Origin of the sequence: Streptomyces acidicola (assembly GCF_009377235.1) — a bacterium.
GTDB lineage: Bacteria > Actinomycetota > Actinomycetes > Streptomycetales > Streptomycetaceae > Streptomyces > Streptomyces acidicola.
This window is the reverse complement of record NZ_VMNX01000057.1, coordinates 12174-38152: the sequence shown is the minus strand read 5'-3', so window position 1 is coordinate 38152 and position 25979 is coordinate 12174. Positions and strand designations below refer to the sequence as shown.

General features: G+C 70.2%; 23 protein-coding genes. 22 read left to right on the top strand and 1 reads right to left on the bottom strand.

What is annotated here, in order from left to right; translation table 11 throughout:
* Positions 1 to 143: 143 nt before the first annotated feature.
* The 16 genes from rpsD (at position 144) to nusB (ending at position 16975) form a co-directional block, all read left to right on the top strand.
* Positions 144 to 758 (top strand): 30S ribosomal protein S4, encoded by a 615-nt coding sequence (rpsD, locus tag FPZ41_RS17555; protein WP_131563026.1) that lies wholly within the window; start codon positions 144 to 146, stop codon positions 756 to 758.
* 213 nt (positions 759 to 971) lie between these two features.
* Positions 972 to 1418, top strand: coding sequence for a DUF948 domain-containing protein (locus FPZ41_RS17550; protein ID WP_131563029.1), 447 nt, complete (start codon positions 972 to 974; stop codon positions 1416 to 1418).
* 3 nt (positions 1419 to 1421) lie between these two features.
* Positions 1422 to 1778 carry a DUF6167 family protein gene (locus FPZ41_RS17545; protein WP_152863671.1) on the top strand — a complete coding sequence of 119 codons (357 nt, stop codon included), beginning with the start codon at positions 1422 to 1424 and terminating at the stop codon, positions 1776 to 1778.
* Positions 1778 to 4450: an alanine--tRNA ligase gene (gene alaS, locus FPZ41_RS17540; protein ID WP_152863669.1), complete on the top strand. Its 2673-nt coding sequence runs from the start codon at positions 1778 to 1780 to the stop codon at positions 4448 to 4450. Before FPZ41_RS17545 ends, alaS begins: the two co-directional genes overlap by 1 nt.
* 35 nt (positions 4451 to 4485) lie before the next feature.
* Positions 4486 to 4950 carry a Holliday junction resolvase RuvX gene (gene ruvX, locus FPZ41_RS17535; RefSeq protein ID WP_131563035.1) on the top strand — a complete coding sequence of 155 codons (465 nt, stop codon included), beginning with the start codon at positions 4486 to 4488 and terminating at the stop codon, positions 4948 to 4950.
* 115 nt (positions 4951 to 5065) lie between these two features.
* Positions 5066 to 6832, top strand: a complete 1767-nt coding sequence (gene mltG / locus FPZ41_RS17525) for an endolytic transglycosylase MltG (RefSeq protein ID WP_152863667.1) — start codon at positions 5066 to 5068, stop codon at positions 6830 to 6832.
* Complete coding sequence (locus FPZ41_RS17520; RefSeq protein WP_152863665.1) at positions 6829 to 7665, top strand: shikimate dehydrogenase; 837 nt, start codon at positions 6829 to 6831, stop codon at positions 7663 to 7665. The genes mltG and FPZ41_RS17520 overlap by 4 nt, the downstream gene beginning before the upstream one ends.
* A gap of 138 nt (positions 7666 to 7803) precedes the next feature.
* Complete coding sequence (locus FPZ41_RS17515) at positions 7804 to 10011, top strand: xanthine dehydrogenase family protein molybdopterin-binding subunit (protein WP_152863663.1); 2208 nt, start codon at positions 7804 to 7806, stop codon at positions 10009 to 10011.
* A gap of 36 nt (positions 10012 to 10047) precedes the next feature.
* Positions 10048 to 10506: a (2Fe-2S)-binding protein gene (locus tag FPZ41_RS17510; protein WP_152863661.1), complete on the top strand. Its 459-nt coding sequence runs from the start codon at positions 10048 to 10050 to the stop codon at positions 10504 to 10506.
* A gap of 225 nt (positions 10507 to 10731) precedes the next feature.
* A complete protein-coding gene (gene aroC / locus FPZ41_RS17505; protein WP_152863659.1) occupies positions 10732 to 11916 on the top strand; it encodes a chorismate synthase in 1185 nt (394 codons plus the stop codon).
* Positions 11913 to 12428, top strand: a complete 516-nt coding sequence (locus tag FPZ41_RS17500) for a shikimate kinase (RefSeq protein WP_152863657.1) — start codon at positions 11913 to 11915, stop codon at positions 12426 to 12428. Before aroC ends, FPZ41_RS17500 begins: the two co-directional genes overlap by 4 nt.
* The gene (aroB, locus tag FPZ41_RS17495; protein ID WP_152863655.1) at positions 12425 to 13516 is read left to right on the top strand and encodes a 3-dehydroquinate synthase; all 1092 of its coding nucleotides are present in this window, start codon (positions 12425 to 12427) and stop codon (positions 13514 to 13516) included. The genes FPZ41_RS17500 and aroB overlap by 4 nt, the downstream gene beginning before the upstream one ends.
* 170 nt (positions 13517 to 13686) lie before the next feature.
* Positions 13687 to 14550 carry a Pro-rich N-terminal domain-containing protein gene (locus FPZ41_RS17490; protein ID WP_152863653.1) on the top strand — a complete coding sequence of 288 codons (864 nt, stop codon included), beginning with the start codon at positions 13687 to 13689 and terminating at the stop codon, positions 14548 to 14550.
* A gap of 155 nt (positions 14551 to 14705) precedes the next feature.
* Complete coding sequence (locus FPZ41_RS17485) at positions 14706 to 15815, top strand: aminopeptidase P family protein (protein WP_152863651.1); 1110 nt, start codon at positions 14706 to 14708, stop codon at positions 15813 to 15815.
* A 162-nt stretch (positions 15816 to 15977) separates the two neighbouring features.
* The gene (gene efp / locus FPZ41_RS17480; RefSeq protein WP_093831276.1) at positions 15978 to 16544 is read left to right on the top strand and encodes an elongation factor P; all 567 of its coding nucleotides are present in this window, start codon (positions 15978 to 15980) and stop codon (positions 16542 to 16544) included.
* Positions 16545 to 16546: 2 nt separating this feature from the next.
* Positions 16547 to 16975: a transcription antitermination factor NusB gene (gene nusB / locus FPZ41_RS17475; RefSeq protein ID WP_131563057.1), complete on the top strand. Its 429-nt coding sequence runs from the start codon at positions 16547 to 16549 to the stop codon at positions 16973 to 16975.
* A gap of 162 nt (positions 16976 to 17137) precedes the next feature.
* On the opposite strand, the gene bldD is transcribed toward nusB, so the two are convergent.
* The gene (gene bldD / locus FPZ41_RS17470; RefSeq protein WP_131563059.1) at positions 17138 to 17638 is read right to left on the bottom strand and encodes a transcriptional regulator BldD; all 501 of its coding nucleotides are present in this window, start codon (positions 17636 to 17638) and stop codon (positions 17138 to 17140) included.
* Positions 17639 to 17882: 244 nt separating this feature from the next.
* Between bldD and pyrR the strand changes: the two genes are divergently transcribed.
* The 6 genes from pyrR to carB all read left to right on the top strand — a co-directional run bounded on the left by pyrR (position 17883) and on the right by carB (position 25923).
* The gene (gene pyrR / locus FPZ41_RS17465; RefSeq protein WP_152863649.1) at positions 17883 to 18455 is read left to right on the top strand and encodes a bifunctional pyr operon transcriptional regulator/uracil phosphoribosyltransferase PyrR; all 573 of its coding nucleotides are present in this window, start codon (positions 17883 to 17885) and stop codon (positions 18453 to 18455) included.
* A gap of 120 nt (positions 18456 to 18575) precedes the next feature.
* A complete protein-coding gene (locus tag FPZ41_RS17460) occupies positions 18576 to 19571 on the top strand; it encodes an aspartate carbamoyltransferase catalytic subunit (RefSeq protein WP_152863647.1) in 996 nt (331 codons plus the stop codon).
* A gap of 5 nt (positions 19572 to 19576) precedes the next feature.
* Complete coding sequence (locus FPZ41_RS17455) at positions 19577 to 20890, top strand: dihydroorotase (RefSeq protein WP_152863645.1); 1314 nt, start codon at positions 19577 to 19579, stop codon at positions 20888 to 20890.
* Entirely contained in the window at positions 20887 to 21456 is a 570-nt protein-coding gene (locus FPZ41_RS17450; RefSeq protein ID WP_322620360.1) for a PH-like domain-containing protein, read from the top strand. The genes FPZ41_RS17455 and FPZ41_RS17450 overlap by 4 nt, the downstream gene beginning before the upstream one ends.
* Positions 21453 to 22622, top strand: coding sequence for a glutamine-hydrolyzing carbamoyl-phosphate synthase small subunit (carA, locus tag FPZ41_RS17445; RefSeq protein ID WP_152863641.1), 1170 nt, complete (start codon positions 21453 to 21455; stop codon positions 22620 to 22622). The genes FPZ41_RS17450 and carA overlap by 4 nt, the downstream gene beginning before the upstream one ends.
* Positions 22615 to 25923 carry a carbamoyl-phosphate synthase large subunit gene (gene carB, locus FPZ41_RS17440; RefSeq protein ID WP_322620359.1) on the top strand — a complete coding sequence of 1103 codons (3309 nt, stop codon included), beginning with the start codon at positions 22615 to 22617 and terminating at the stop codon, positions 25921 to 25923. The genes carA and carB overlap by 8 nt, the downstream gene beginning before the upstream one ends.
* The last annotated feature ends 56 nt before the right edge of the window (positions 25924 to 25979 follow it).

Here is a 25979-nt window from a genome sequence, read left to right as displayed (position 1 = left end):
GTGCTGCACGTATGTGCCCAGACCTGGGAGCGGCTGCCCGTCAGGCCCGTCAACCGGCCTCACGGGTTTCCCGGGCTGCGGATGCGACCTCCCCTAACCCTGGTGAAGCCGATTTCAAAAGAGAAACACGAGGTGTTTGGTTCATGGCGAACCAGTCCCGCCCCAAGGTCAAGAAGTCGCGTGCCCTCGGTATCGCGCTGACCCCCAAGGCCGTCAAGTACTTCGAGGCCCGCCCCTACCCGCCGGGCGAGCACGGCCGCGGCCGCAAGCAGAACTCGGACTACAAGGTCCGTCTGCTGGAGAAGCAGCGTCTGCGCGCGCAGTACGACGTGTCCGAGCGCCAGCTCGTCCGCGCCTACGAGCGTGCCTCCAAGGTCCAGGGCAAGACCGGTGAGGCCCTGATCATCGAGCTGGAGCGTCGCCTCGACGCCCTGGTCCTCCGTTCGGGCATCGCTCGCACGATCTACCAGGCCCGCCAGATGGTCACCCACGGCCACATCGAGGTCAACGGCCACAAGGTCGACAAGCCGTCCTTCCGCGTCAAGCCGGACGACGTCGTCATGGTCCGTGAGCGCAGCCGCCAGAAGCCGCTGTTCGAGGTCGCCCGCGAGGGTGGCTTCGCCGCCGACGGCGAGACCCCGCGCTACCTCCAGGTGAACCTCAAGGCCCTGGCGTTCCGCCTGGACCGCGAGCCGAACCGCAAGGAGATCCCGGTGATCTGCGACGAGCAGCTCGTCGTCGAGTACTACGCCCGCTGATCGCCCCACAGCGCGAGCGGACGTAGTACTTTCCGCGCGTCAGCCCGTCGTCTCCCCGCCCACCGTGGCGGACGGGACGGCGGGCTCTCGTATCTGGAGGGGCCGGAGCCAGGTAATGCGGTACGGAGTGGCACCCCCGGCGCGATAGGCTCGGGGGCACGACTTTTCGACGTTCAGGCATGTTCCGACGTGTTGCAGGGAGCGGGTGCACAAGTGTCCGGTGGAGAGGTGGCCGGGATCCTGGTGGCCGTCTTCTGGGCGATCCTGGTCTCCTTCCTCGCCGTCGCACTGGCGAGGCTGGCCCAGACGCTCAAGGCGACCACCAAGCTCGTCGCGGACGTGACCGACCAGGCCGTCCCGCTCCTCGCCGACGCCTCCGAGGCGGTTCGCTCCGCGCAGACCCAGATCGACCGGGTCGACGCGATCGCGTCGGACGTCCAGGAGGTCACGTCGAACGCGTCGGCGCTCTCCACCACCGTCGCGTCCACCTTCGGCGGCCCCCTGGTGAAGGTGGCGGCGTTCGGCTACGGCGTGCGCCGCGCCATGGGCCGCCGTGAGGACGAGCCCGCCGGCAAGGCGCCCCGACGCACCGTGATCGTGGGCCGCACCGTCCCGTCCGCGCGGCGGGCGAAGCGGAACACCCGGGACAAGAAGGACTGACCGATGTTCCGCCGTACCTTCTGGTTCACCGCCGGCGCAGCCGCGGGCGTGTGGGCCACCACCAAGGTCAACCGCAAGCTGAGGCAGCTGACCCCCGAGAGTCTCGCCGCGACAGCGGCGAACAAGGCGATCGAGACGGGCCAGCGGCTCAAGGACCGCGCGGTCGGCTTCGCAGGCGACGTCCGCGACGGCATGGCCCAGCGCGAGGCCGAACTCGGCGACGCGCTCGGCCTGAACGCGTCCGTCGACCACGAACTCCCGGCCCCCCGGCGTCACGCCGCGATCGAGAACCGCAACAAGCCGAAGACGTACGTCGTCGAGGGGACGTCGTACTCGTACAACCGGAATGAGGACCACTGATGGAGTCGGCTGAAATCCGCCGCCGCTGGTTGAGCTTCTTCGAGGAGCGCGGTCACACCGTCGTCCCTTCGGCGTCGCTCATCGCGGACGACCCGACTCTGCTCCTCGTCAACGCCGGCATGGTGCCCTTCAAGCCCTACTTCCTGGGCGAGACCACGCCGCCGTACCCGCGCGCCACCAGCGTGCAGAAGTGTGTGCGCACGCCGGACATCGAGGAGGTCGGCAAGACCACCCGGCACGGCACGTTCTTCCAGATGTGCGGCAACTTCTCCTTCGGCGACTACTTCAAGGAAGGCGCCATCACCTACGCCTGGGAGCTGCTCACCGCCTCCCAGGACAAGGGCGGCTACGGCCTGGACCCGGAGAAGCTCTGGATCACCGTCTACAAGGAGGACGACGAGGCCGAGCGCATCTGGCGCGACGTCGTCGGCGTCCCCGCCGAGCGCATCCAGCGCCTGGGCATGGGCCCCAACTTCTGGTCCATGGGCGTCCCCGGCCCCTGCGGTCCGTGTTCCGAGATCAACTACGACCGCGGTCCGGAGTTCGGCGAGGAGGGCGGCCCCGCCGTCAACGACGAGCGGTACGTGGAGATCTGGAACCTGGTCTTCATGCAGTACGAGCGCGGCGAGGGCACCGGCAAGGAGGACTTCCCGATCCTCGGTGAACTGCCCGCCAAGAACATCGACACGGGCCTCGGCCTGGAGCGTCTCGCCATGATTCTGCAGGGCGTGCAGAACATGTACGAGATCGACACATCCATGGCCGTCATCGACAAGGCCACGGAGCTCACAGGCGTCCGCTACGGCGAGGCCCACACCTCCGACGTCTCCCTGCGCGTGGTCACCGACCACATGCGCACCTCCGTGATGCTCATCGGCGACGGCGTCACCCCCGGCAACGAGGGCCGCGGCTACGTCCTGCGCCGCATCATGCGCCGCGCCATCCGCAACATGCGGCTCCTCGGCGCCACGGGACCGGTCGTGAAGGACCTGATCGACACCGTCATCGAGATGATGGGCCAGCAGTACCCGGAGCTCATCACCGACCGCGAGCGCATCGAGAAGGTCGCCCTCGCCGAGGAGGCCCGCTTCCTCAAGACGCTGAACTCCGGCACCAACGTCCTCGACACCGCCGTGAGCGACACCAAGGCCGCCGGCTCCACCGTCCTGCCCGGCGACAAGGCCTTCCTGCTCCACGACACCTGGGGCTTCCCGATCGACCTCACCCTCGAAATGGCCGCCGAGCAGGGCCTGTCCGTGGACGAGGACGGCTTCCGCCGCCTGATGAAGGAGCAGCGGGAGCGCGCCAAGGCCGACGCCCGGGCCAAGAAGACCGGCCACGCGGACCTCGGCGCCTACCGCGAGATCGCCGACTCCTCCGGCGAGACCGACTTCATCGGCTACTCGCAGACCGAGGGCGAGTCCCGGGTCGTCGGTATCCTCGTCGACGGGGTGTCCTCGCCCGCCGCCACCGAGGGCGACGAGGTCGAGATCGTCCTCGACCGCACCCCGTTCTACGCCGAGGGCGGCGGCCAGATCGGCGACACCGGCCGGATCAAGGTGGACTCCGGCGCCGTCATCGAGGTCCGCGACTGCCAGAAGCCGGTTCCGGGTGTGTACGTTCACAAGGGCGTCGTCCAGGTCGGCGAGGTCACCGTCGGCGCCACGGCCCACGCCTCGATCGACTCCCGCCGCCGCAAGGCCATCGCCCGCGCCCACTCGGCCACCCACCTCACCCACCAGGCCCTGCGCGACGCCCTCGGCCCGACGGCCGCCCAGGCCGGTTCCGAGAACCAGCCGGGCCGGTTCCGCTTCGACTTCGGTTCGCCGTCCGCCGTGCCGACGGCCGTGATGACCGATGTCGAGCAGAAGATCAACGAGGTCCTCGCCCGCGATCTCGACGTGCACGCCGAGATCATGGGCATCGACGAGGCCAAGAAGCAGGGCGCCATCGCCGAGTTCGGCGAGAAGTACGGCGACAGCGTCCGCGTCGTGACCATCGGCGACTTCTCCAAGGAGCTGTGCGGCGGCACGCACGTCCACAACACCGCCCAGCTGGGCCTGGTCAAGCTCCTCGGTGAGTCCTCGATCGGCTCCGGAGTGCGCCGTATCGAGGCCCTGGTCGGCGTCGACGCCTACAACTTCCTGGCCCGTGAGCACACGGTCGTGGCCCAGCTCCAGGAACTGGTCAAGGGGCGCCCCGAGGAGCTCCCGGAGAAGGTCTCCGCCATGCTCGGCAAGCTGAAGGACGCCGAGAAGGAGATCGAGAAGTTCCGCGCCGAGAAGGTCCTCCAGGCCGCCGCCGGGCTCGCCGAGTCCGCCAAGGACGTCCGCGGTGTCGCCGTGGTCACCGGCCAGGTCCCGGACGGCACGACCCCGGACGACCTGCGCAAGCTGGTCCTCGATGTGCGCGGCCGCATGCAGGGCGGCCGGGCCGCCGTGGTCGCCCTGTTCACGGTGAACAACGGAAAGCCGCTGACGGTCATCGCCACCAACGAGGCCGCCCGCGAGCGCGGTCTGAAGGCCGGCGACCTGGTCCGTACGGCCGCCAAGACCCTCGGCGGCGGAGGTGGCGGCAAGCCGGACGTCGCCCAGGGTGGCGGCCAGAACCCGGCCGCCGTCGGCGAGGCCGTCGACGCGGTCGAGCGCCTGGTCGGCGAGACGGCCAAGTAACGCTCGATGGGACGATGCAGGAATCGACGGTGAACATGCGCAAGGGACGTCGGCTCGCGATCGATGTGGGGGACGCCCGGATCGGGGTCGCCTCGTGCGACCCCGACGGGATCCTCGCGACACCGGTCGAGACGGTTCCGGGACGTGATGTCCCGGCCGCGCAGCGCCGGTTGAAGCAGCTCGTCGAGGAGTACGAGCCCATCGAGGTGATCGTCGGTCTCCCTCGCTCCCTGAAGGGCGGCGAGGGACCGGCGGCGGTCAAGGTGAGGGGCTTCGCACAGGAGCTGGCCCGCACCATCGTCCCCGTTCCGGTGAGGCTCGTGGACGAGAGGATGACCACGGTGACGGCCAGTCAAGGGCTGCGCGCCTCCGGCGTGAAGTCCAAGAAGGGCAGATCGGTGATCGATCAGGCGGCAGCCGTGATCATCCTGCAACAGGCGCTCGAATCGGAGCGGGTGTCCGGTACAGCACCCGGCGACCCCGTCGAAGTGGTCATCTGATCGCGATACGGTAACGTTCCGGCGCGATGCGGCAGCATTCGAACAGCTGCCGCACAGATCGAGGCGGGACGGACGCGGAGCCGCGCGACCGCCGCCTCGCGGCTCTAGGGGATCGATGACTGAGTATGGCCGGAGCCCAGGCTCCGAACCGTGGCATCCCGAGGACCCGTTGTACGGGGACGGCGGATGGGGAGGACAGCAGGCCCACGCGGGTCAGCAGGCCCCCTACGGCGGCCAGCCGCAGCAGTACCCGGAGCAGCCGCAGTACGGCGACTGGAGCAGCGACCAGCAGGTCGGCTACGGCCAGGCGCAGCAGCAGTACCCGTACTACGAGGGACAAGGTCACCAGCAGTATCCCGGCCAGGCCCAACCGCAGTACCCCGGCCAGGGGCACCAGCAGCACCCCGGCCAGGGACAGCAGCAGTACCCCGATCAGGGACAGCAGCAGTACCAGGGCGGGGGCTGGGACTCCGGCACTCACGAGCACGCCCAAGCCGCCTACCCCGTCGGCCCGGGGGACTCCTACGGAGGGCAGAACGCCGCGTACGGCGGCGGGCAGCACGACCACTACGGCGCCCCCGACGCGTACCCGCAGCAGGAGCCGGAGCCCCCGGCGAGCCGCCGGACCGAGCCCGAGTCGCCGGGGACCGACTGGGATCCCGGCCCGGACCAGGGCGAGCACGCCTTCTTCGCGGGCGAGGGCGGCGACGATGACGACGACTCCGGCGAGCCGGGCGGCCGCGGGGGACGTGGCGACCGGAAGGGCAAAGGCGCCAAGGGCGGCAAGGGAGGCAAGAAGCGCCGCAGCGGCTGTGCCTGCCTGGTGGTCGTTCTCGTGCTCGGCGGCGGTGTCGGCGGAGTCGGTTATTTCGGCTACCAGTTCTACCAAAATCGTTTCGGCGCGGCTCCCGATTACGCGGGGAACGGCACGGGCGAGACGGTGACCGTCACCATTCCGAAGGGTGCGGGCGGTTATGCGATCGGGCAGGAGCTGAAGAAGGCCGGCGTCGTCAAGAGCGTCGACGCCTTCGTGACCGCGCAGGCGAACAACGCCAAGGGCAGCACGATTCAGGCGGGCGTCTACGTACTCAAGAAGGAGATGTCCGCCGCGAGCGCCGTCTCGCTCATGCTCAGCGACGAGAGCCGCAACAACCTGGTCATCGCCGAGGGACGGCGCAACACCCAGATCTACGAACAGATCGACAAACGTCTGGGAGTCAAGTCGGGCACGACCGAGGAAGTCGCCAAGAAGGAATGGAAGTCCCTCGGCCTTCCGGACTGGGCCAACGACAACGAGGACATCAAGGAGCCGCTGGAGGGATTCCTCTACCCGTCCAGTTATCCCGTGTCCAAGGGCATGAAGCCCAAGGACGTCCTGAAGGAAATGGTCGTTTTCTCCAAGCAGAAGTACGCCGACCTCGGGCTGGAGCAGAAGGCGAAGTCGCTCGACCTCGACAGCCCGCTCCAGGTCCTCACCGTGGCGAGTCTCGTCCAGGCGGAGGGTAAGTCCAAGGACGACTTCGAAAAGGTCGCCAGGGTCGTGTACAACCGGCTCAAGCCGGACAACACCGAGACATACGGCCTGCTCGACTTCGACTCCACGGTGAACTACCTGCGGGGCGAGTCCAAACTGGCCACGGGATCGGTCGACCAACTGAGGCAGATCGACGACCCGTACAACACCTACAAGATCAAGGGTCTGCCACCCGGGCCGATCAGCAATCCGGGCGAGGTGGCGATCCAGGCGGCCCTCAAGCCGGCCAAGGGCAACTGGTATTACTTCGTCTCGATCAGCGAGGACGAGACACTCTTCGCCGAGACCAACGAAGAACAGAACCGCAATCGCGAAAAGTACCTCGAAGCACAGAAGAACGGACAATGACCCGCAGCGACACCAAGCGCCGAGCCGCCGTCCTGGGCTCCCCGATCGCCCACTCGCTCTCCCCGGTGCTGCACCGGGCCGCCTACACGGCGTTGGGGCTCGACGACTGGTCGTACGACCGCTTCGAGGTCGACGAGGAGACGCTGGCGGAGTTCTTCGGAAAGCTGGGCCCCGAGTGGGCCGGGCTGTCGCTGACCATGCCGCTGAAGCGGGCCGTCATTCCGCTGCTCGACGAGATCAGCGAGACGGCTGCCTCCGTCGAGGCCGTCAACACCGTCGTGTTCACTGAGGACGGGCGGAGCCTCGGTGACAACACCGATATCCCCGGCATGATCGCCGCGCTGCGGGAGCGGGGCATCGAGCAGGTGGACTCGGCCGCGATCCTCGGCGCGGGCGCCACCGCGTCCTCCGCGCTGGCGGCACTCGCCCGGATCTGCGCCGGCGAGGTCGTCGCGTACGTACGGAGCGAGGCGCGCGCCGCAGAGATGCGGCAGTGGGGCGAACGGCTCGACGTCGACGTGCGTACGGCGGACTGGGCGGACGCGGCACAGGCGCTGCGCGCGCCGCTCGTCATCGCCACCACCCCGGCCGGCACGACCGACGCATTGGCCGCGGCCCTCCCGGAACGGCCCGCGACCCTCTTCGACGTGCTGTACGACCCGTGGCCGACGGCGCTCGCGGCGCGCTGGTCCGCGTACGGCGGCGCTGTCGTCAGCGGACTCGACCTACTCGTGCACCAGGCGGTGCTCCAGGTCGAGCAGATGACGGGGCATGCCCCGGCCCCGCTGGACATCATGCGAAAAGCAGGGGAACACGCTCTGGCCGGCCAGTAGGTCCGCTCAGTTCCGCCGCGGGGAACCCGGGGGAGCGGCGCGTGGTGATCCTGTGAAATCCCGGTACCAAGGAGTAACCGCAGGTCATGATCTCCGGGCTGCCCGGGCCGCATCGGCGGGCCGCCGAACGGAGCCACCATGACACGTCACGCCCGGCGCAGGTTTCTCACCTATCTCGTGGCCGCGCCCTCCCTCGCCGTCGCGACCAAGATCGGTCTGGACGCCTACGCGCCCGGCAACGCCGACGCGGCGATTCCCACGCCACCCGCACCGGCCGATCTGGTCGACCTCGGTGACCTGCTGATCCTGGCCGGGAAGCCCACCGCGAACATGCTCGTGCTGAGCGTCAACGAGGACGGCGACGTCCACTTCCGGCTGCCGCGCGAGGAGGTGGGCCAGGGGCTCACCACCGCCGTGGCCATGCTGGTCGCCGAGGAACTGGACACCCCGCTGGACCGCGTCCATATCCAACTGGACGACGCCCGACCCGAGTTGCTCCTCAACCAGCTCACGGGAAGCTCCAACTCGATCCGTTCGCTGTACGACCCGGTGCGTCACACCGCGGCGGCCGCGCGGGCACGGATGGTCGGAGCCGCCGCGGACAGATGGGGACTGAAGGCGCGCGAACTGACGGTACGCGCGGGCGTGGTGGTCGCATCGGACGGCCGAACCGCCTCCTACGGCTCGCTGTCGGCGGCCGCCGCCTCCCTCGAACCGGTCGCGCTGACGGTCACGCCGAAGAAGGAGTCCGAGCACATCCTCGTCGGCACCCCCACCTCGCGCATCGACGCCCGCGCCCTGGTCACAGGCAAGCACGCGTACACCCTCGACCTCGACGTCCCCGGCGCCAAGCCCTGCATGGTGCGCCGCCCGCCGACCGTCAACGGCACCGTGAAGGCCGTCAACAACGAGTCCGCCGTACGGGCCATGCCGGGCGTCCTCGACGTGGTCACCCTCGACACGGGCGTCGCCGTGGTCGCCGAGACGTTCGGGCAGGCTCTCGACGCCAAGGAGGCCCTGGACGTCACCTGGGGCCCCGGCACCGTCGACGCGCTCTCGGACGACGACATCAGGGCCAGGCTGAAGGCGGCGACACCGTCGCTGGACGTGCTCGGAGTCCTGGTGAAGAAGGTGGAGGCCGAGTTCGACTTCGCGTTCGCCAGTCACGCGCCGATGGAGACCAACTCGGCCGTCGCGGACGTACGGGCGGACCGCGCGGAGATCTGGTCCGGGCTGAAGTCGCCGATCGCGGCCCAGGCGGCGATCGCGAAGGCCGTCGGCCTGCCGGTCTCCGAAGTGACGGTGCACGTGGTCCAGTCGGGCGGCTCCTTCGGACGGCGCCTCTTCCACGACGCGGCTCTGGAGGCCGCCGTCGTGTCGAAGAAGAGCGGCCGTGCCGTACGACTGATGTGGTCGCGCATCGACGACATGCGGCACGGGCGGATGCGGCCCGCCACCCACCACCGCGTCCGCGCCACCTACGCGGCCGGGCAGGTGCTCACCTTCCAGCACCAGGTGGCGGCGGTGGAGACCGACTTCCGGCACGGCCTCGGCGACGCGGTCACCGCCGCCGCGGCCGATCTGCCCACCGGCATCGGCAACGCGACCTTCGCGCAGACCCTGTTCCTCACCACCGTGAAGTCCCCGTACAACTTCGGCGTGACAACACAGGCGCTCACCGAGGTGCCGCTCAAGATGCACACCGGGTCGTGGCGGTCCGTGTACTCGGCCAACACTCGCGGGGCCGAGGAGATCGTGGTCGACGAACTGGCAGCGAAGCTCGGCAAGGATCCCGTCGCTTTCCGGCGCGCGTTCCTCAAGACCGCCCGGCAGCGAGCCGTTCTCGACAAGGTTGCCGCGGCGGGAGACTGGGGCCGGAGCCTGCCCGGCGGCTGGGCCCAGGGCGTCGGCTTCCACGAGGAGTACAAGTCCTGTACCGCGTGTCTGGTCGAGATCGACGCCACCGACCCGAAGAAGCCCCGGGTGACGAAGGCGGTGATCGCCGCCGACGTGGGCCGTGTGATCAACCCGCGCGGCCTGGAGGCACAGTTGCTCGGCGGCCTCACGGACGCCATCTCCACCACCCTGCGAGCCGGGCTCCACATCGACAGGGGGCTCCCGCTGGAGGGCAGCTACTCGCAGTTCCACTACGCACGCCAGAAGGACTCCCCGAGGGACGTGAAGATCTTCGTCATCGAGGGCGCCGACGAACCCGGCGGCGCGGGCGAACTCGGTGTCCCCGCGGCCGTCGGCGCCGTCGCCAACGCCTACGCCCGGGCCACCGGCACCAGGCCGCGCAGCTTTCCCGTCAACTTCGACGTCGACTTCACCCCCTTCCCGCGCTGACCCGCGGACCACCCACGCCTGGTTCCAGGAGCACCCATGCCGTCCCACACCTTCTCCGTCAACGGGGAGACCGTCACCGTCGACGCCCCCGACGACCTGCCCCTCCTGTGGGCACTGCGCGATCTGCTCGGTGTCCGCGGCCCCAAGTACGGCTGCGGCATCGACGTCTGCAAGGCGTGCACCAGCCACCTCGACGGCGAGGCCGTCCGGCCCTGCGTCGTCCCGGTCTCGGAGGCCGCGGGCCGCGAGGTCACCACCATCGAGGGGCTCGCCGACGGCGACCGGCTCCACCCCGTCCAGGAGGCGTGGCTGGAACAGGACGTCGCCCAGTGCGGCTACTGCCAGCCCGGCCAGATCATGGCCGCCGTCGCGCTCCTGAAGCGCACGAGGAACCCCACCGACGCCGACATCGACGAGATCGCGAACGTCTGCCGCTGCGGGACGTACTTCCGCATCCGCGAGGCGATCAAGAGCGCGGCGGACCGGATGGCGTGACCGGACCGGGGGCCTGACAGCGCAGGTGGCGTGACGGGGGCGGAGCCCACGGCTGCGGTCTCCTCGCGTCCGCCTGATGGACCTGCGACCAGCCCCGGGACCGGACGTGGGAGGATCGGAGGTGGCGGGCCCGGGCCGCGCACCCGGTGTCGCCGTCGCCGTACGCGAGGACGCGCGTACGCAAGGCAGTACGCAGTACCAGGGCGCGAGCACTGAGGAGCACCGTTGAGCAGGTTGCGCTGGCTGACCGCGGGGGAGTCCCACGGTCCCGCACTCGTCGCGACGCTGGAGGGACTTCCCGCCGGCGTGCCGATCACCACGGAGATGGTGGCGGACCACCTGGCTCGGCGGCGGCTCGGCTACGGACGCGGTGCGCGCATGAAGTTCGAGCGGGACGAGATCACCTTCATCGGCGGCGTACGGCACGGCCTGACTCTGGGCTCCCCGGTGGCGATCATGGTGGGCAACACCGAGTGGCCGAAGTGGGAGCAGGTGATGGCGGCCGACCCGGTGGACCCGGAGGTGCTCGCCGGTCTGGCCCGTAACGCGCCCCTGACCCGTCCCCGGCCCGGCCACGCGGACCTCGCGGGCATGCAGAAGTACGGGTTCGACGAGGCGCGTCCGGTGCTGGAGCGGGCCAGTGCGCGGGAGACGGCCGCCCGGGTGGCCCTGGGCGCGGTGGCGCGGTCGTACCTGAAGGAGACCGCCGGGATCGAGATCCTCTCGCACGTGGTGGAGCTGGCGGCGGCGAAGGCGCCCTACGGCGTCTACCCCACGCCCTCGGACGTCGAGAAGCTGGACGCCGACCCGGTGCGCTGCCTGGACGTGGACGCGTCGAAGGCGATGGTCGCGGAGATCGACCAGGCCCACAAGGACGGCGACACGCTCGGCGGTGTGGTGGAGGTGCTGGCGTACGGGGTGCCGGTCGGTCTCGGCTCGCACGTGCACTGGGACCGGCGCCTGGACGCACGCCTCGCTGGTGCGCTGATGGGCATCCAGGCCATCAAGGGCGTCGAGGTCGGGGACGGCTTCGAGCTGGCCCGCGTGCCCGGCTCGCAGGCGCATGACGAGATCGTGCAGACGGACGAAGGCGTCCGGCGCGCCACGGGCCGCTCGGGCGGCACCGAAGGCGGTCTGACCACGGGCGAGCTGCTGCGGGTGCGGGCGGCGATGAAGCCGATCGCGACCGTGCCGCGGGCCCTGGCCACCATCGACGTGGCCACCGGTGAGGAGGCCAAGGCCCATCACCAGCGCTCCGACGTCTGCGCGGTCCCGGCCGCCGGCATCGTCGCCGAGGCCATGGTCGCGCTGGTGCTCGCGGACGCGGTGGCGGAGAAGTTCGGCGGCGACAGCGTGGTGGAGACCCGCCGCAACGTGCGCTCGTACCTTGAGAACCTGGCGATTCGATGAGCGCCCCCCTGATCGTCCTGGTCGGTCCGATGGGCGTGGGCAAGTCCACCGTCGGGCAGCTGCTGGCCGAGCGGCTCGGCGTGGGCTACCGGGACACCGACGACGACATCGTCGCGGAGCAGGGCCGCACGATCGCGGACATCTTCGTCGACGAGGGCGAGCCCGCCTTCCGGGCCATCGAGAAGCGGGCGGTGCGCACCGCTCTCGCCGAGCACGCCGGTGTCCTGGCGCTGGGCGGCGGCTCCATCCTCGACGCCGACACCCGCGCGGCGCTGGCCGGCCTCCAGGTGGTCTACCTGTCGATGGACGTGGAGGAGGCGGTCCGGCGCACCGGCCTGAACGCGGCCCGCCCGCTGCTCGCGGTCAACCCGCGCCGGCAGTGGCGGGAACTGATGGAGGCCCGCCGCCATCTGTACACCGAGATCGCCCACGCGGTCGTACCCACCGACCACCGCACACCCGAAGAAGTCACCCAAGCCGTCCTGGACGCAACGGAGTTGAAGGAAGCATGAGCGAGGCAGTCACCCGGATCCAGGTCGGCGGCACAGCGGGCACCGACCCGTACGAGGTCCTGGTCGGCCGGCAACTCCTCGGCGAGCTGGGCGGGTTGATCGGGAGCACGGCCAAGCGGGTGGCCGTCATCCACCCCGAGGCGCTGGCCGACACCGGGGAGGCGCTGCGGGCCGACCTGGCCGAACAGGGCTACGAGGCCGTCGCGATCCAGGTGCCGAACGCGGAGGAGGCCAAGACCGCCGAGGTCGCCGCCTACTGCTGGAAGGCGCTGGGCCAGTCCGGGTTCACCCGTACCGACGTCATCGTGGGCGTGGGCGGTGGCGCCACCACGGACCTGACCGGGTTCGTGGCCGCGACCTGGCTGCGCGGAGTCCGCTGGATCGCCATCCCCACCACCGTGCTGGCCATGGTGGACGCGGCCGTCGGCGGCAAGACCGGTATCAACACGGCCGAGGGCAAGAACCTCGTCGGCGCCTTCCACCCGCCGGCCGGTGTGCTGTGCGACCTGGCCGCGCTGGACTCGCTGCCGGTCAACGACTACGTGTCCGGGCTCGCCGAGGTCATCAAGGCCGGGTTCATCGCCGATCCGGTGATCCTGGAGCTGATCGAGTCCGACCCACAGGCTGCCCGCGCCCCGGCCGGTCCGCACACCGCCGAGCTGATCGAGCGGTCCATCAAGGTCAAGGCCGAGGTCGTCTCGTCCGACCTGAAGGAATCCGGGCTGCGCGAGATCCTCAACTACGGGCACACCCTCGGGCACGCGATCGAGAAGAACGAGCGCTACAAGTGGCGGCATGGTGCGGCCGTCTCCGTGGGTATGCACTTCGCCGCCGAACTCGGGCGTCTGGCAGGCCGGTTGGACGATGCGACCGCCGACCGCCACCGCACCGTCCTGGAGTCGGTGGGCCTGCCGCTGCACTACCGTCACGACCAGTGGCCCAAGCTGCTGGAGACGATGAAGGTCGACAAGAAGTCCCGCGGCGATCTGCTGCGCTTCATCGTCCTCGACGGACTGGCCAAGCCCACCGTCCTGGAGGGCCCCGACCCGGCCGTCCTGCTCGCCGCCTACGGCGAAGTGGGGCAGTAACGCCCACTCGGACGCCGTAGGCCCGATTCGCCTTGTGAGCATGGGCACTTCGGGCCGCCCCCGGCCGTTCACCAAACGACGGCCGGGGGCGGTACCGTTCGGGAGGGACCGGGGTGCCAGCGCCCCGCCTGCCAGCGCCAATGTGACTGTACGAGACGGAGTGGCACCGGATGCAGCACGCAGTGGGGGCTCCGCTGCCGCCGCCCCACCAGCCGGGGCAGGGACCGTCGACCGGTTGGTCGTCGGCCGGACACCACAACCCGGGACACCCGGGGTCCGTACCGTCGCCTCCGCCCCCGCCGGGGTTCGTCGGAGCGCCGGTCCCGCCGGGTGCCCCGCAGGTCCCGCACCACGCACCGCCGCAACCCGCCTCCGCCCCACCCTCGCGGGAGACGACCGGACATGTGCAACTGCCGCCGGGTGGCCCCGTCGGCATACCGAGCGCACCGCCCGCCGCGGGCGTGCCCGACCCGACGGCCACCACGCTCGCGGTCCTGCTCATCGGCCCGGCGGGCGCGGGCAAGACGAGCGTGGCCAAGTACTGGGCGGACCACCGCCGGGTGCCCACGGCTCACATCAGCCTCGACGACGTCCGCGAATGGGTGCGCTCGGGTTTCGCCGACCCGCAGTCGGGGTGGAACGACCACTCGGAGGCGCAGTATCGTCTCGCCCGCCGGACCTGCGGTTTCGCCGCCCGTAACTTCCTGGCGAACGGCATCTCCTGCATCCTCGACGACGCCGTCTTCCCGGACCGCCCGGTTGTCGGGCTCGGCGGCTGGAAGCGGCACGTCGGGCCCGGGCTGCTGCCGGTCGTGCTGCTGCCCGGCCTGGAGATAGTCCTGGAGCGCAACGCCGAGCGCACGGGCAACCGCCGCCTCACCGACGAGGAGGTCGCGCGCATCCACGGCCGCATGGCCGGCTGGTACGGCTCCGGGTTGCCCATCATCGACAACTCCCAGCTTGACGTGCCCGCGACGGCACAGCTTCTGGACGACGTACTGGCCCGGTCGATCGCGAGCCCGCCGAAGTGGTAGGCGAGCGGCCCGAGGGCACGTGATCGCCGGGGCGTGCGCCCCTGGTGGGTACGCGCGCGCCTGAGCGCCGTGTGCTGTGCCCCCATCAGTGGGGGCGCCGCCCGACCGGCCCTCCTGAACCGGCGGTATGCGGCAACCGCTCGTAGGCTCGGCACATGTCAGAGGTGTACGCGGCCCGCCGGGCCCGGCTACGGGAGCACTGCAACGCGGGCGGCACCGCGACCGCGCTCGTCACCCGCCCGGCCAACGTGCGCTATCTCGCGGGGGCCGCACCACAGGGCGCCGTCCTGCTGCTGGGCCCGGAGGACGACCTGCTGCTGTGCGGCGACGCACCCGGTGGCGGGCGTGACCACGACGCACGCCCCGACGAGGCGCTGCGGGTGCACCCGCTGCCCGGCGCGGGCGGTGATCCCGCGGTCGCCGCCGCCGACCTCGCCGCCGCCGACGGCGCCGAGTCACTCGCGGTCGAGGAGCACCACCTCACCGTCACCCGGCACCGCGCCATCGCCTCGGTGGCCCCCAGGCTGCGCCTCGACGACCTCGCCGGCACGGTCGAGCAGCTGCGCGTCGTCAAGGACGAGGAGGAGATCTCCTGCCTGCGGATCGGCGCGGAGATCGCCGACCAGGCGCTGAGCGAGCTGCTGGAGTCGATCCTCGTCGGCCGTACCGAACGTCATCTCGCCCTGGAACTGGAGCGCCGGCTCGTCGACCACGGCGCCGACGGCCCGGCCTTCGCGACCTCCGTCGCCACCGGCCCCAACGCCGGCCGTCGTCTGCACCGTCCCACCGACCGCCGTGTCGAGGAGGGCGACTTCCTCTCCGTCTGCCTGGGCGCGGCGTACCGCGGCTACCGCTGCGAGATCGGCCGTACCTTCGTCATCGGCACCTCCCCGGCCGACTGGCAGATCGACCTGTACGACCTGGTCTTCGCCGCCCAGCGCGCCGGCCGCGAGACGCTGGCACCCGGCGCGGCATACCGTGACGTGGACCGCGTGGCCCGCCAGGTGCTGGACTCCGCCGGGTATGCGGAAGGCATCCCACCGCTGATGGGACACGGTGTCGGACTCGAAATCGACGAGGACCCGCAGTTGGCTCCCGCGGCCATGGGTAAACTGGACGCTTGCGTGCCGGTCACCGTCGAACCGGGGGTCCACCTCCCGGGCCGGGGCGGCGTCCGGATCGATGACACGCTCGTCGTCCGCCCCGAGGCGGACGGCGGACCCGAGCTACTCACCATCACGACCAAGGAGCTGCTCGCGCTCTAGCGACACCAGGGAAGTTCAGGCACGTCCCCACGCTGCCCGGCACACACCGGCTGTTGACACAAGCCGCCGGCGTGGCGGGCACGGGAACGCACCCGCACCTCCCCGGCGCCGCTCAGCGCGTGCCCCGGGGTCGTCCACGTCAGTCCAGGAGATTCCGCAACCGTGGCTTCCACGAACGACCTCAAGAACGGCCTGGTGCTCAAGCTCGACGGCGGCCAGCTCTGGTCCGTCGTCGAGTTCCAGCACGTCAAGCCCGGCAAGGGCCCGGCCTTCGTGCGCACCAAGCTCAAGAACGTGCTCTCCGGCAAGGTCGTCGACAAGACCTTCAACGCCGGCGTCAAGGTCGAAACGGCCACCGTCGACAAGCGCGACATGCAGTTCTCGTACATGGACGGCGAGTACTTCGTCTTCATGGACATGGAGACCTACGACCAGCTCATGGTCGACCGCAAGGCCGTCGGCGACGCCGCCAACTTCCTCATCGAGGGCTTCACCGCCACCGTCGCGCAGCACGAGGGCGAGGTGCTCTTCGTCGAGCTGCCGGCCGCCGTCGAGCTCGTGGTCCAGGAGACCGAGCCGGGCGTCCAGGGCGACCGCTCCACGGGCGGCACCAAGCCCGCCACGCTGGAGACCGGTCACCAGATCCAGGTCCCGCTCTTCATCACCACCGGTGAGAAGATCAAGGTCGACACCCGCACGAGCGACTACCTCGGCCGGGTGAACAGCTAACCGTGGCTGCCCGTAACACGGCCCGCAAGCGTGCCTTTCAGATCCTCTTCGAGGGCGACCAGCGCGGGGCCGATGTCCTGACGGTCCTCGCGGACTGGATCCGGCACTCCCGGTCCGACACCCGGCAGCCGCCGGTGAGCGAGTACACCATGCAGCTGGTCGAGGGGTATGCGAAGCGCGCGCAGCGGATCGACGAGTTGATCGCGCAGTACTCGGTGGGCTGGACGCTGGACCGGATGCCGGTCGTCGACCGCAACATCCTGCGTCTTGGCGCGTACGAACTGATCTGGGTCGACGAGACTCCCGATGCTGTTGTGCTGGATGAAATGGTGCAGCTGGCGAAGGAGTTCTCGACGGACGAGTCGCCCGCGTTCGTGAACGGTCTGCTGGGGCGTCTGAAGGATCTGAAGCCGTCGCTCCGCAGGGAGTAGCGGCGTAGGGGACCTGTACGGGGAAGCTGCCGGCCGTCTGTGATCGCTCGTGCAGCTCCCCGCGCCCCAGCTCAGCGCGTGGACGAAAAAGCCGCCGGGGTGGCTGGAACCATGAGGTTCCGGCCACCCCGGCGGCACGTTTCTGCTGGGAGCCCGGGGCTCTCAGCTCTCGTCGTGGGACACCGCGCGGCGCGCGTCCGAGTCGAGGACGCCCCAGCTGATCAGCTGCTCGGTGAGGACCGAGGGCGACTGGTCGTAGATGACGGCGAGTGTGCGCAGGTCGTCCTGGCGGATCGACAGCACCTTGCCGTTGTAGTCACCGCGCTGGGACTGGATCGTCGCCGCGTAGCGCTGGAGAGGGCCCGCCTTCTCGACCGGCACGTGGGCCAGGCGCTCCAGGTCCAGCACGAGCTTCGGCGGCGGCTCGGCGGCCCCACCGGGAGTGCTGCCCGGCAGCAGCTCCTGCACCGGGACCCCGTAGAAATCGGCCAGTTCGGCAAGGCGCTGTACGGTGACGGCGCGGTCGCCGCGCTCGTACGAACCGACCACGACCGCCTTCCAGCGTCCCTGGGACTTCTCCTCGACACCGTGGAGGGAAAGGCCCTGCTGGGTGCGGATGGCCCGGAGCTTGGCCCCGAGCTGTTTGGCGTATTCGCTGGACATATAGCTCCCGGACGCTGTGTCGACGTGCGGTGGTGCCGCACGGCTGGTGACTCACTGTGAGGTTACGCAGCGTTACTCTGCCCCGTCAAGCCGAATGGTCCGGACCGACTCTTCCGTGGTAACCCCTCATCCGTTACTCCAGGGGTGTGATCAGGGCCGTTATTCCGGCCTGCTACCGTGGATGGCGCAAATCCGACGTCCTTTAAGGTCCGTCCCGTGAGGCGGAGAAGGAGGTCCGTTTCATATGGACACGCAAGCGCCAGATCCGAGGCCCGTGCTTGAGGGCCCCGACATCGCGCGGGTACTGACCCGCATCGCCCACGAGATCGTCGAGCGCGCCAAGGGCGCCGACGACGTGGTGCTCCTCGGCATTCCGACCCGGGGCGTCTTCCTCGCCCAGCGGATCGCCGCCAAGCTCGGGGCGATCACCGACCGCACGATCCCGGTCGGCTCGCTCGACATCACCATGTACCGCGACGACCTGCGCATGCAGCCGCCGCGTGCGCTGGCCCGCACGGAGATCCCCGGTGACGGCGTCGACGGCCGCCTGGTCGTCCTCGTCGACGACGTGCTCTTCTCCGGCCGCACCATCCGCGCCGCGCTCGACGCGCTGAACGACATCGGGCGCCCGCGCGCGGTGCAACTCGCGGTCCTCGTCGACCGCGGCCACCGCGAACTGCCCATCCGCGCCGACTACGTCGGCAAGAACCTCCCCACGTCGCTGCGGGAGACGGTCAAGGTCCAGCTTGCCGAGGAGGACGGTCGGGACACCGTCCTGCTCGGTGCGAAGCGGACCTCCCCGGGCGCGCAGCAGTAGCGCTGCGGCGTACGGCGCTGCCGTACGCCCGATCAGCGCGCTCGTGCGCGCCCGCCTGCCCGGCCACGCCACCGTGGCGGGGACGCCTCCCGACCTGAACTGCCTTACGGAGCCTGAAAGATGCAGCGCCATCTCATCTCGGCCGCCGACCTCACCCGCGACGACGCCATCCGCATCCTCGACACCGCCGAGGAGATGGCCCGCGTCGCCGACCGGCCGATCAAGAAACTGCCGACCCTGCGCGGCCGTACCATCGTCAACCTCTTCTTCGAGGATTCCACCCGGACCCGGATCTCCTTCGAAGCCGCCGAGAAGCGCCTCTCCGCGGACGTGATCAACTTCTCCGCCAAGGGATCGAGCGTGTCCAAGGGCGAGTCCCTCAAGGACACCGCCCAGACCCTGGAGGCCATGGGCGTCGACGCGGTCGTCATCCGGCACGGCGCCTCGGGGGCCCCGTACCGCCTGGCGAACTCCGGCTGGATCGACGCCGCCGTCGTCAACGCGGGCGACGGAACCCACCAGCACCCCACCCAGGCCCTGCTGGACGCCTTCACCATGCGCCGCCGCCTCGTCGGCCGGGACACCGGGCTCGGCCAGGACCTCGGCGGTCGGCACATCACGATCGTCGGCGACATCCTGCACAGCCGCGTCGCCCGCTCCAACGTCGACCTGCTGCACACCCTCGGCGCCGAGGTCACGCTCGTCGCGCCGCCCACGCTGCTGCCGGTCGGCATCGAGTCCTGGCCCTGCGAGATCTCCTACGACCTCGACGCCACCCTGCCGAAGTCGGACGCGGTGATGATGCTGCGCGTGCAGAGTGAGCGCATGAACGCCGCGTTCTTCCCGACCGAGCGCGAGTACTCCCGGCGCTACGGCCTCGACGGCGAGCGCATGGCGCGGATGCCCGAGCACGCCATCGTGATGCACCCCGGCCCGATGGTGCGCGGCATGGAGATCACCGCCGAGGTCGCCGACTCCGGCCGGTGCACCGCGATCGAGCAGGTCGCCAACGGGGTCTCCATCCGCATGGCCGTTCTGTACCTGCTGCTCGGCGGCGCCGTGTTCGAGTCCAAGAACGCGCCCGTCACCCTCCAGACCCGTACCGAGGAGAAGTAAGACAGATGAGCAAGATCCTGATCCGTGGTGCGAAGGTGCTCGGTGGCGAGCCGCAGGACGTGCTGATCGACGGCCGGACCATCGCCGCCACCGCCCGGCAGGGCGAAATCGACTGGAGCGGTTCCGGGCTGTCCGCCGACGGCGCTGAGGTCGTCGAGGCCGACGGCAAGGTGCTGCTGCCGGGCCTGGTCGACCTGCACACCCATCTGCGCGAGCCCGGCCGCGAGGACTCCGAGACCGTGCTGACCGGTACGCGCGCCGCGGCGAGCGGCGGTTACACGGCCGTGTTCGCCATGGCCAACACCTTCCCGGTGGCCGACACCGCCGGTGTCGTCGAGCAGGTCTACCGGCTCGGCCAGCAGCACGGGTACTGCGACGTGCAGCCCATCGGCGCCGTCACGGTCGGCCTGGAAGGCAGGAAGCTCGCCGAACTGGGCGCCATGCACGAGTCGGCGGCGGGCGTGACCGTGTTCTCGGACGACGGCAAGTGCGTGGACGACGCCGTGATCATGCGCCGGGCGCTGGAGTACGTGAAGGCCTTCGGCGGAGTCGTCGCCCAGCACGCGCAGGAGCCGCGGCTCACCGAGGGCGCCCAGATGAACGAGGGCGTCGTCTCCGCCGAGCTGGGCCTCGGCGGCTGGCCGGCGGTGGCCGAAGAATCGATCATCGCCCGGGATGTCCTGCTCGCCGAGCACGTCGGGTCCCGGGTCCACATCTGCCACCTGTCGACCGCCGGCTCCGTCGAGATCGTGCGCTGGGCCAAGTCCCGCGGCATCGACGTCACCGCCGAGGTCACCCCGCACCACCTCCTCCTCACCGACGAGCTGGTGCGGACGTACAACCCGGTCTACAAGGTCAACCCGCCGCTGCGCACCGAGCGCGATGTGCACGCCCTGCGCGAGGCGCTCGCCGACGGCACGATCGACATCGTGGCCACCGACCACGCCCCGCACCCGCACGAGGACAAGGACTGCGAGTGGGCCGCGGCCGCCATGGGCATGGTCGGGCTGGAGACCGCGCTGTCCGTGGTCCAGCAGACGATGGTCGACACCGGGCTGCTCGACTGGGCGGGCGTCGCCGACCGCATGTCGTTCAAGCCCGCCGAGATCGGCCGGGCCGCGGGTCACGGCCGTCCCGTCTCGGCAGGTGAGCCCGCCAACCTCATGCTCGTCGACACGGCATACCGTGGGTCCGTGGACCCCGCGGGCTTCGCCTCGCGCAGCCGCAACACCCCGTACGAGGGCCGCGAGCTGCCGGGCCGTGTCACGCACACATGGCTCCGGGGCAAGGCCACGTTCGTCGACGGGAAGCTCACGTGACACCACTCATCTCGATCGCCGCCGAACAGAGGTCGGCCGAAGTGACCGACTGGGCCGCCCGCATCGGCTGGGTGGTCGGACTCCTCCTCTTCGTCGCGCTCGTCTACTGGCTGATGCGCGAGGGCTGGAAGTGGCGCGGCACGCTCCAGGGCGACCTGCCCGAGCTGCCCACCGCGCCGGACGACCCGGGCGAGCCCACACTGACGATGAGCGGGCGCTACCACGGCTCCACCACCGCCGGGCAGTGGCTCGACCGCATCGTGGCGCACGGCCTGGGCACCCGCAGCCGGGCCGAGCTCACGCTGACGGCCGCGGGACTGGACGTCGTACGCCCGGGAGCGACCGACTTCTTCGTACCGGCCGCCGCGCTGCGCGAGGCCCGGCTCGACAAGGGCATCGCTGGCAAGGTCCTCACCGAGGGCGGCCTGCTCGTCGTCACCTGGGAGCACGGCGACCGGCTGATCGACTCGGGCTTCCGCTCCGACCGGGCGGCCGAGCACAACGCGTGGGTCGAAGCCCTCAACTCCATGAACAACACCAGCACCACGGAAGGCGCCGAACGATGACGACCTCCACCCGGGGAACCACCAGGGTTCCCGCCGTACTCGTCCTGGAGGACGGCCGGATCTTCCGCGGCCGTGCCTACGGGGCCGTGGGGGCGACCTTCGGCGAGGCCGTGTTCTCCACGGGCATGACCGGCTACCAGGAGACCCTCACCGACCCGTCGTACCACCGCCAGGTCGTCGTCATGACCGCCCCGCACGTCGGCAACACCGGCGTCAACGACGAGGACCCCGAGTCCAAGCGGATCTGGGTCTCGGGTTACGTCGTACGCGACCCCGCGCGCGTGCCGTCCAACTGGCGCTCACGGCGCTCGCTGGACGAGGAGCTCCGGACGCAGGGGGTCGTCGGCATCAGCGGCGTCGACACGCGTGCCCTCACCCGCCACCTGCGCGAGCGGGGCGCCATGCGCGTCGGGATCTTCTCCGGCAACGCGCTGCCCGACGAGGGCACCATGCTCGCCGAGGTGCGCCAGGCCCCCGAGATGAAGGGCGCCGACCTCTCCGCGGAGGTCGCGACGAAGGAGACGTACGTCGTCCCGGCGATCGGCCCCGACGGCGAAGCCGTCCCGATCGGCACGGCGAAGTTCACCGTCGCCGCCGTCGACCTCGGCATCAAGGGGATGACCCCGCACCGCATGGCCGAGCGCGGCATAGAGGTGCACGTGCTCCCCGCGACGGCGACCGTCGAGGAGGTGTACGCCGTGAACCCGGATGGCGTGTTCTTCTCCAACGGCCCCGGCGACCCGGCCACCGCAGACCACCCCGTCTCCGTGATGCGGGCGGTCCTGGAGCGCGGCACGCCGCTGTTCGGCATCTGCTTCGGCAACCAGATCCTGGGGCGCGCGCTCGGTTTCGGCACGTACAAGCTGAAGTACGGGCACCGTGGCATCAACCAGCCGGTGCAGGACCGTACGACCGGCAAGGTCGAGGTCACCGCGCACAACCACGGCTTCGCCGTCGACGCCCCGCTCGACAAGGTCTCCGAGACCCCCTACGGCCGCGCCGAGGTCTCCCACGTCTGCCTCAACGACGACGTGGTGGAGGGGCTGCGGCTCCTCGACCGCCCGGCCTTCAGCGTCCAGTACCACCCCGAAGCGGCAGCCGGCCCGCATGACGCCGCCTACCTGTTCGACCGCTTCGTATCCCTGATGGAGGGCCAGCGTGCCTAAGCGCACCGATATCCAGTCCGTCCTGGTCATCGGCTCCGGCCCGATCGTCATCGGCCAGGCCGCCGAGTTCGACTACTCCGGCACTCAGGCGTGCCGCGTCCTGAAGGCCGAGGGCCTGCGCGTCGTCCTGGTGAACTCCAACCCGGCGACGATCATGACCGACCCGGAGATCGCCGACGCGACGTACGTCGAGCCGATCACGCCCGAGTTCGTCGAGAAGATCATCGCCAAGGAGCGGCCGGACGCGCTGCTGCCCACCCTTGGCGGCCAGACGGCGCTCAACACCGCCATCTCCCTGCACGAGAACGGTGTCCTGACGAAGTACGGCGTCGAGCTGATCGGCGCCAATGTGGACGCGATTCACAAGGGCGAGGACCGCGAGCAGTTCAAGCTGGTGGTTGACGCGGTTCACAGCAAGATCGGCCATGGTGAGAGTGCACGGTCGGTGATCTGCCACACCATGGACGACGTCCTGAAGGGCGTCGACGAGCTCGGCGGCTACCCGGTCGTCGTCCGGCCCTCCTTCACCATGGGCGGCGCCGGCTCCGGCTTCGCGCACGACGAGGAGGAGCTGCGCCGCATCGCGGGCACGGGCCTCACGCTCTCCCCGACCACCGAGGTGCTCCTGGAGGAGTCCATCCTCGGCTGGAAGGAGTACGAGCTGGAGCTGATGCGCGACAAGCACGACAACGTCGTGGTCGTCTGCTCCATCGAGAACTTCGACCCCATGGGTGTCCACACAGGTGACTCGATCACGGTCGCGCCCGCGATGACGCTCACCGACCGCGAGTACCAGATCCTGCGGGACATCGGCATCGCCGTCATCCGCGAGGTCGGCGTCGACACCGGCGGCTGCAACATCCAGTTCGCTGTGAACCCTGTTGACGGCCGTGTCATCGTCATCGAGATGAACCCGCGTGTGTCGCGTTCGTCGGCCCTCGCGTCCAAGGCCACCGGTTTCCCGATTGCCAAGATCGCCGCGAAGCTGGCCGTCGGCTACACGCTCGACGAGATCCCGAACGACATCACCGAGCAGACCCCGGCCTCCTTCGAGCCGACGCTCGACTACGTGGTCGTGAAGGCGCCGCGGTTCGCCTTCGAGAAGTTCCCGTCCGCCGACTCCACGCTGACCACGACCATGAAGTCGGTGGGCGAGGCCATGGCGATCGGCCGCAACTTCACCGAGGCGCTGCAGAAGGCGCTGCGGTCGCTGGAGAAGAAGGGCAGCCAGTTCACGTTCGTCGGCGAGCCCGGCGACAAGGCCGCTCTCCTGGAAGAGGCCGTCCGGCCGACCGACGGGCGGATCAACTCCGTCATGCAGGCCATCCGGGCCGGCGCCACACCGGAAGAGGTCTTCGAGTCCACCCGGATCGACCCGTGGTTCGTCGACCAGCTCTTTCTGATCAAGGAGATCGCGGACGACCTGGCCGCCGCCGAGCGTCTTGATGTCGACCTGCTGGCCGAGGCCAAGCGGCACGGCTTCTCCGACCAGCAGATCGGCGAGATCAGGGGCCTGCGCGAGGACGTCGTGCGCGAGGTCCGCCACGCGCTGGGCGTGCGCCCGGTGTACAAGACGGTCGACACCTGCGCCGCCGAGTTCGCGGCTAAGACGCCGTACTTCTACTCCTCCTACGACGAGGAGACCGAGGTCGCGCCCCGCGAGAAGCCGGCCGTCATCATCCTGGGGTCCGGTCCGAACCGCATCGGCCAGGGCATCGAGTTCGACTACTCCTGCGTCCACGCCTCCTTCGCGCTGAGCGACGCGGGCTACGAGACCGTGATGGTCAACTGCAACCCGGAGACCGTCTCCACGGACTACGACACCTCCGACCGCCTGTACTTCGAGCCGCTGACGCTTGAGGACGTGCTGGAGATCGTCCACGCGGAGTCGCTGGCCGGCCCGGTCGCGGGCGTCGTCGTCCAGCTCGGCGGGCAGACCCCGCTGGGCCTGTCGCAGGCCCTCAAGGACAACGGCGTGCCGGTCGTGGGCACCCCGCCCGAGGCCATCCACGCCGCCGAGGACCGCGGCGCCTTCGGCCAGGTGCTCGCCGAGGCCGGTCTCCCGGCCCCGAAGCACGGCACGGCGACCACCTTCGCGGGCGCCAAGGCCATCGCCGACGAGATCGGCTACCCGGTCCTGGTCCGGCCGTCGTACGTCCTCGGCGGGCGCGGCATGGAGATCGTGTACGACGAGGCACGCCTGGAGGCGTACATCGCCGAGTCGACCGAGATCAGCCCCTCCCGGCCCGTCCTGGTCGACCGGTTCCTCGACGACGCGATCGAGATCGACGTCGACGCCCTGTACGACGGCGAGGAGCTGTACCTCGGTGGCGTCATGGAGCACATCGAGGAGGCCGGCATCCACTCCGGCGACTCGGCGTGCGCCCTGCCCCCGATCACCCTCGGCGGGTTCGACATCAAGCGGCTGCGGGCCTCGACGGAAGCCATCGCGAAGGGTGTCGGCGTCCGTGGCCTGATCAACATCCAGTTCGCGATGGCGGGCGACATCCTGTACGTCCTGGAGGCCAACCCGCGCGCGTCCCGTACGGTCCCCTTCACCTCGAAGGCGACGGCCGTGCCGCTGGCCAAGGCGGCCGCACGGATCTCGCTCGGCGCGACCGTCGCCGAGCTGCGGGCCGAGGGCCTGCTCCCGGCGGCCGGTGACGGCGGCACCCTGCCCCTCGACGCGCCGATCTCCGTCAAGGAGGCCGTCATGCCGTGGTCGCGCTTCCGCGACATCCAGGGGCGCGGTGTGGACACGGTGCTGGGCCCCGAGATGCGCTCCACCGGCGAGGTCATGGGCATCGACTCGGTCTTCGGCACGGCGTACGCCAAGTCGCAGGCGGGTGCGTACGGGCCGCTGCCGACCAAGGGCCGGGCGTTCATCTCGGTCGCCAACCGGGACAAGCGCTCGATGATCTTCCCGGCGCGTGAACTGGTCGCCCACGGCTTCGAGCTGCTCGCGACGTCCGGCACGGCCGAGGTGCTCAAGCGCAACGGCATCAACGCCACCGTGGTGCGCAAGCAGTCCGAGGGCGAGGGGCCGAACGGCGAGAGGACCATCGTCCAGCTCATCCACGACGGCGAGGTCGACCTCATCGTCAACACCCCGTACGGCACCGGCGGCCGCCTCGACGGCTATGACATCCGTACGGCGGCGGTGGCGCGCTCGGTGCCGTGTCTGACGACCGTCCAGGCGCTCGCCGCGGCCGTGCAGGGCATCGACGCCCTCAACCACGGTGGCGTGGGTGTGCGCTCACTCCAGGAACACGCGGAACACCTGACCGCGGCCCGCGACTAGCAGCCCTGAGGGGGACACCGGAAGCGGTGTCCCCCTCTTCATGAGGCTCATGAGGC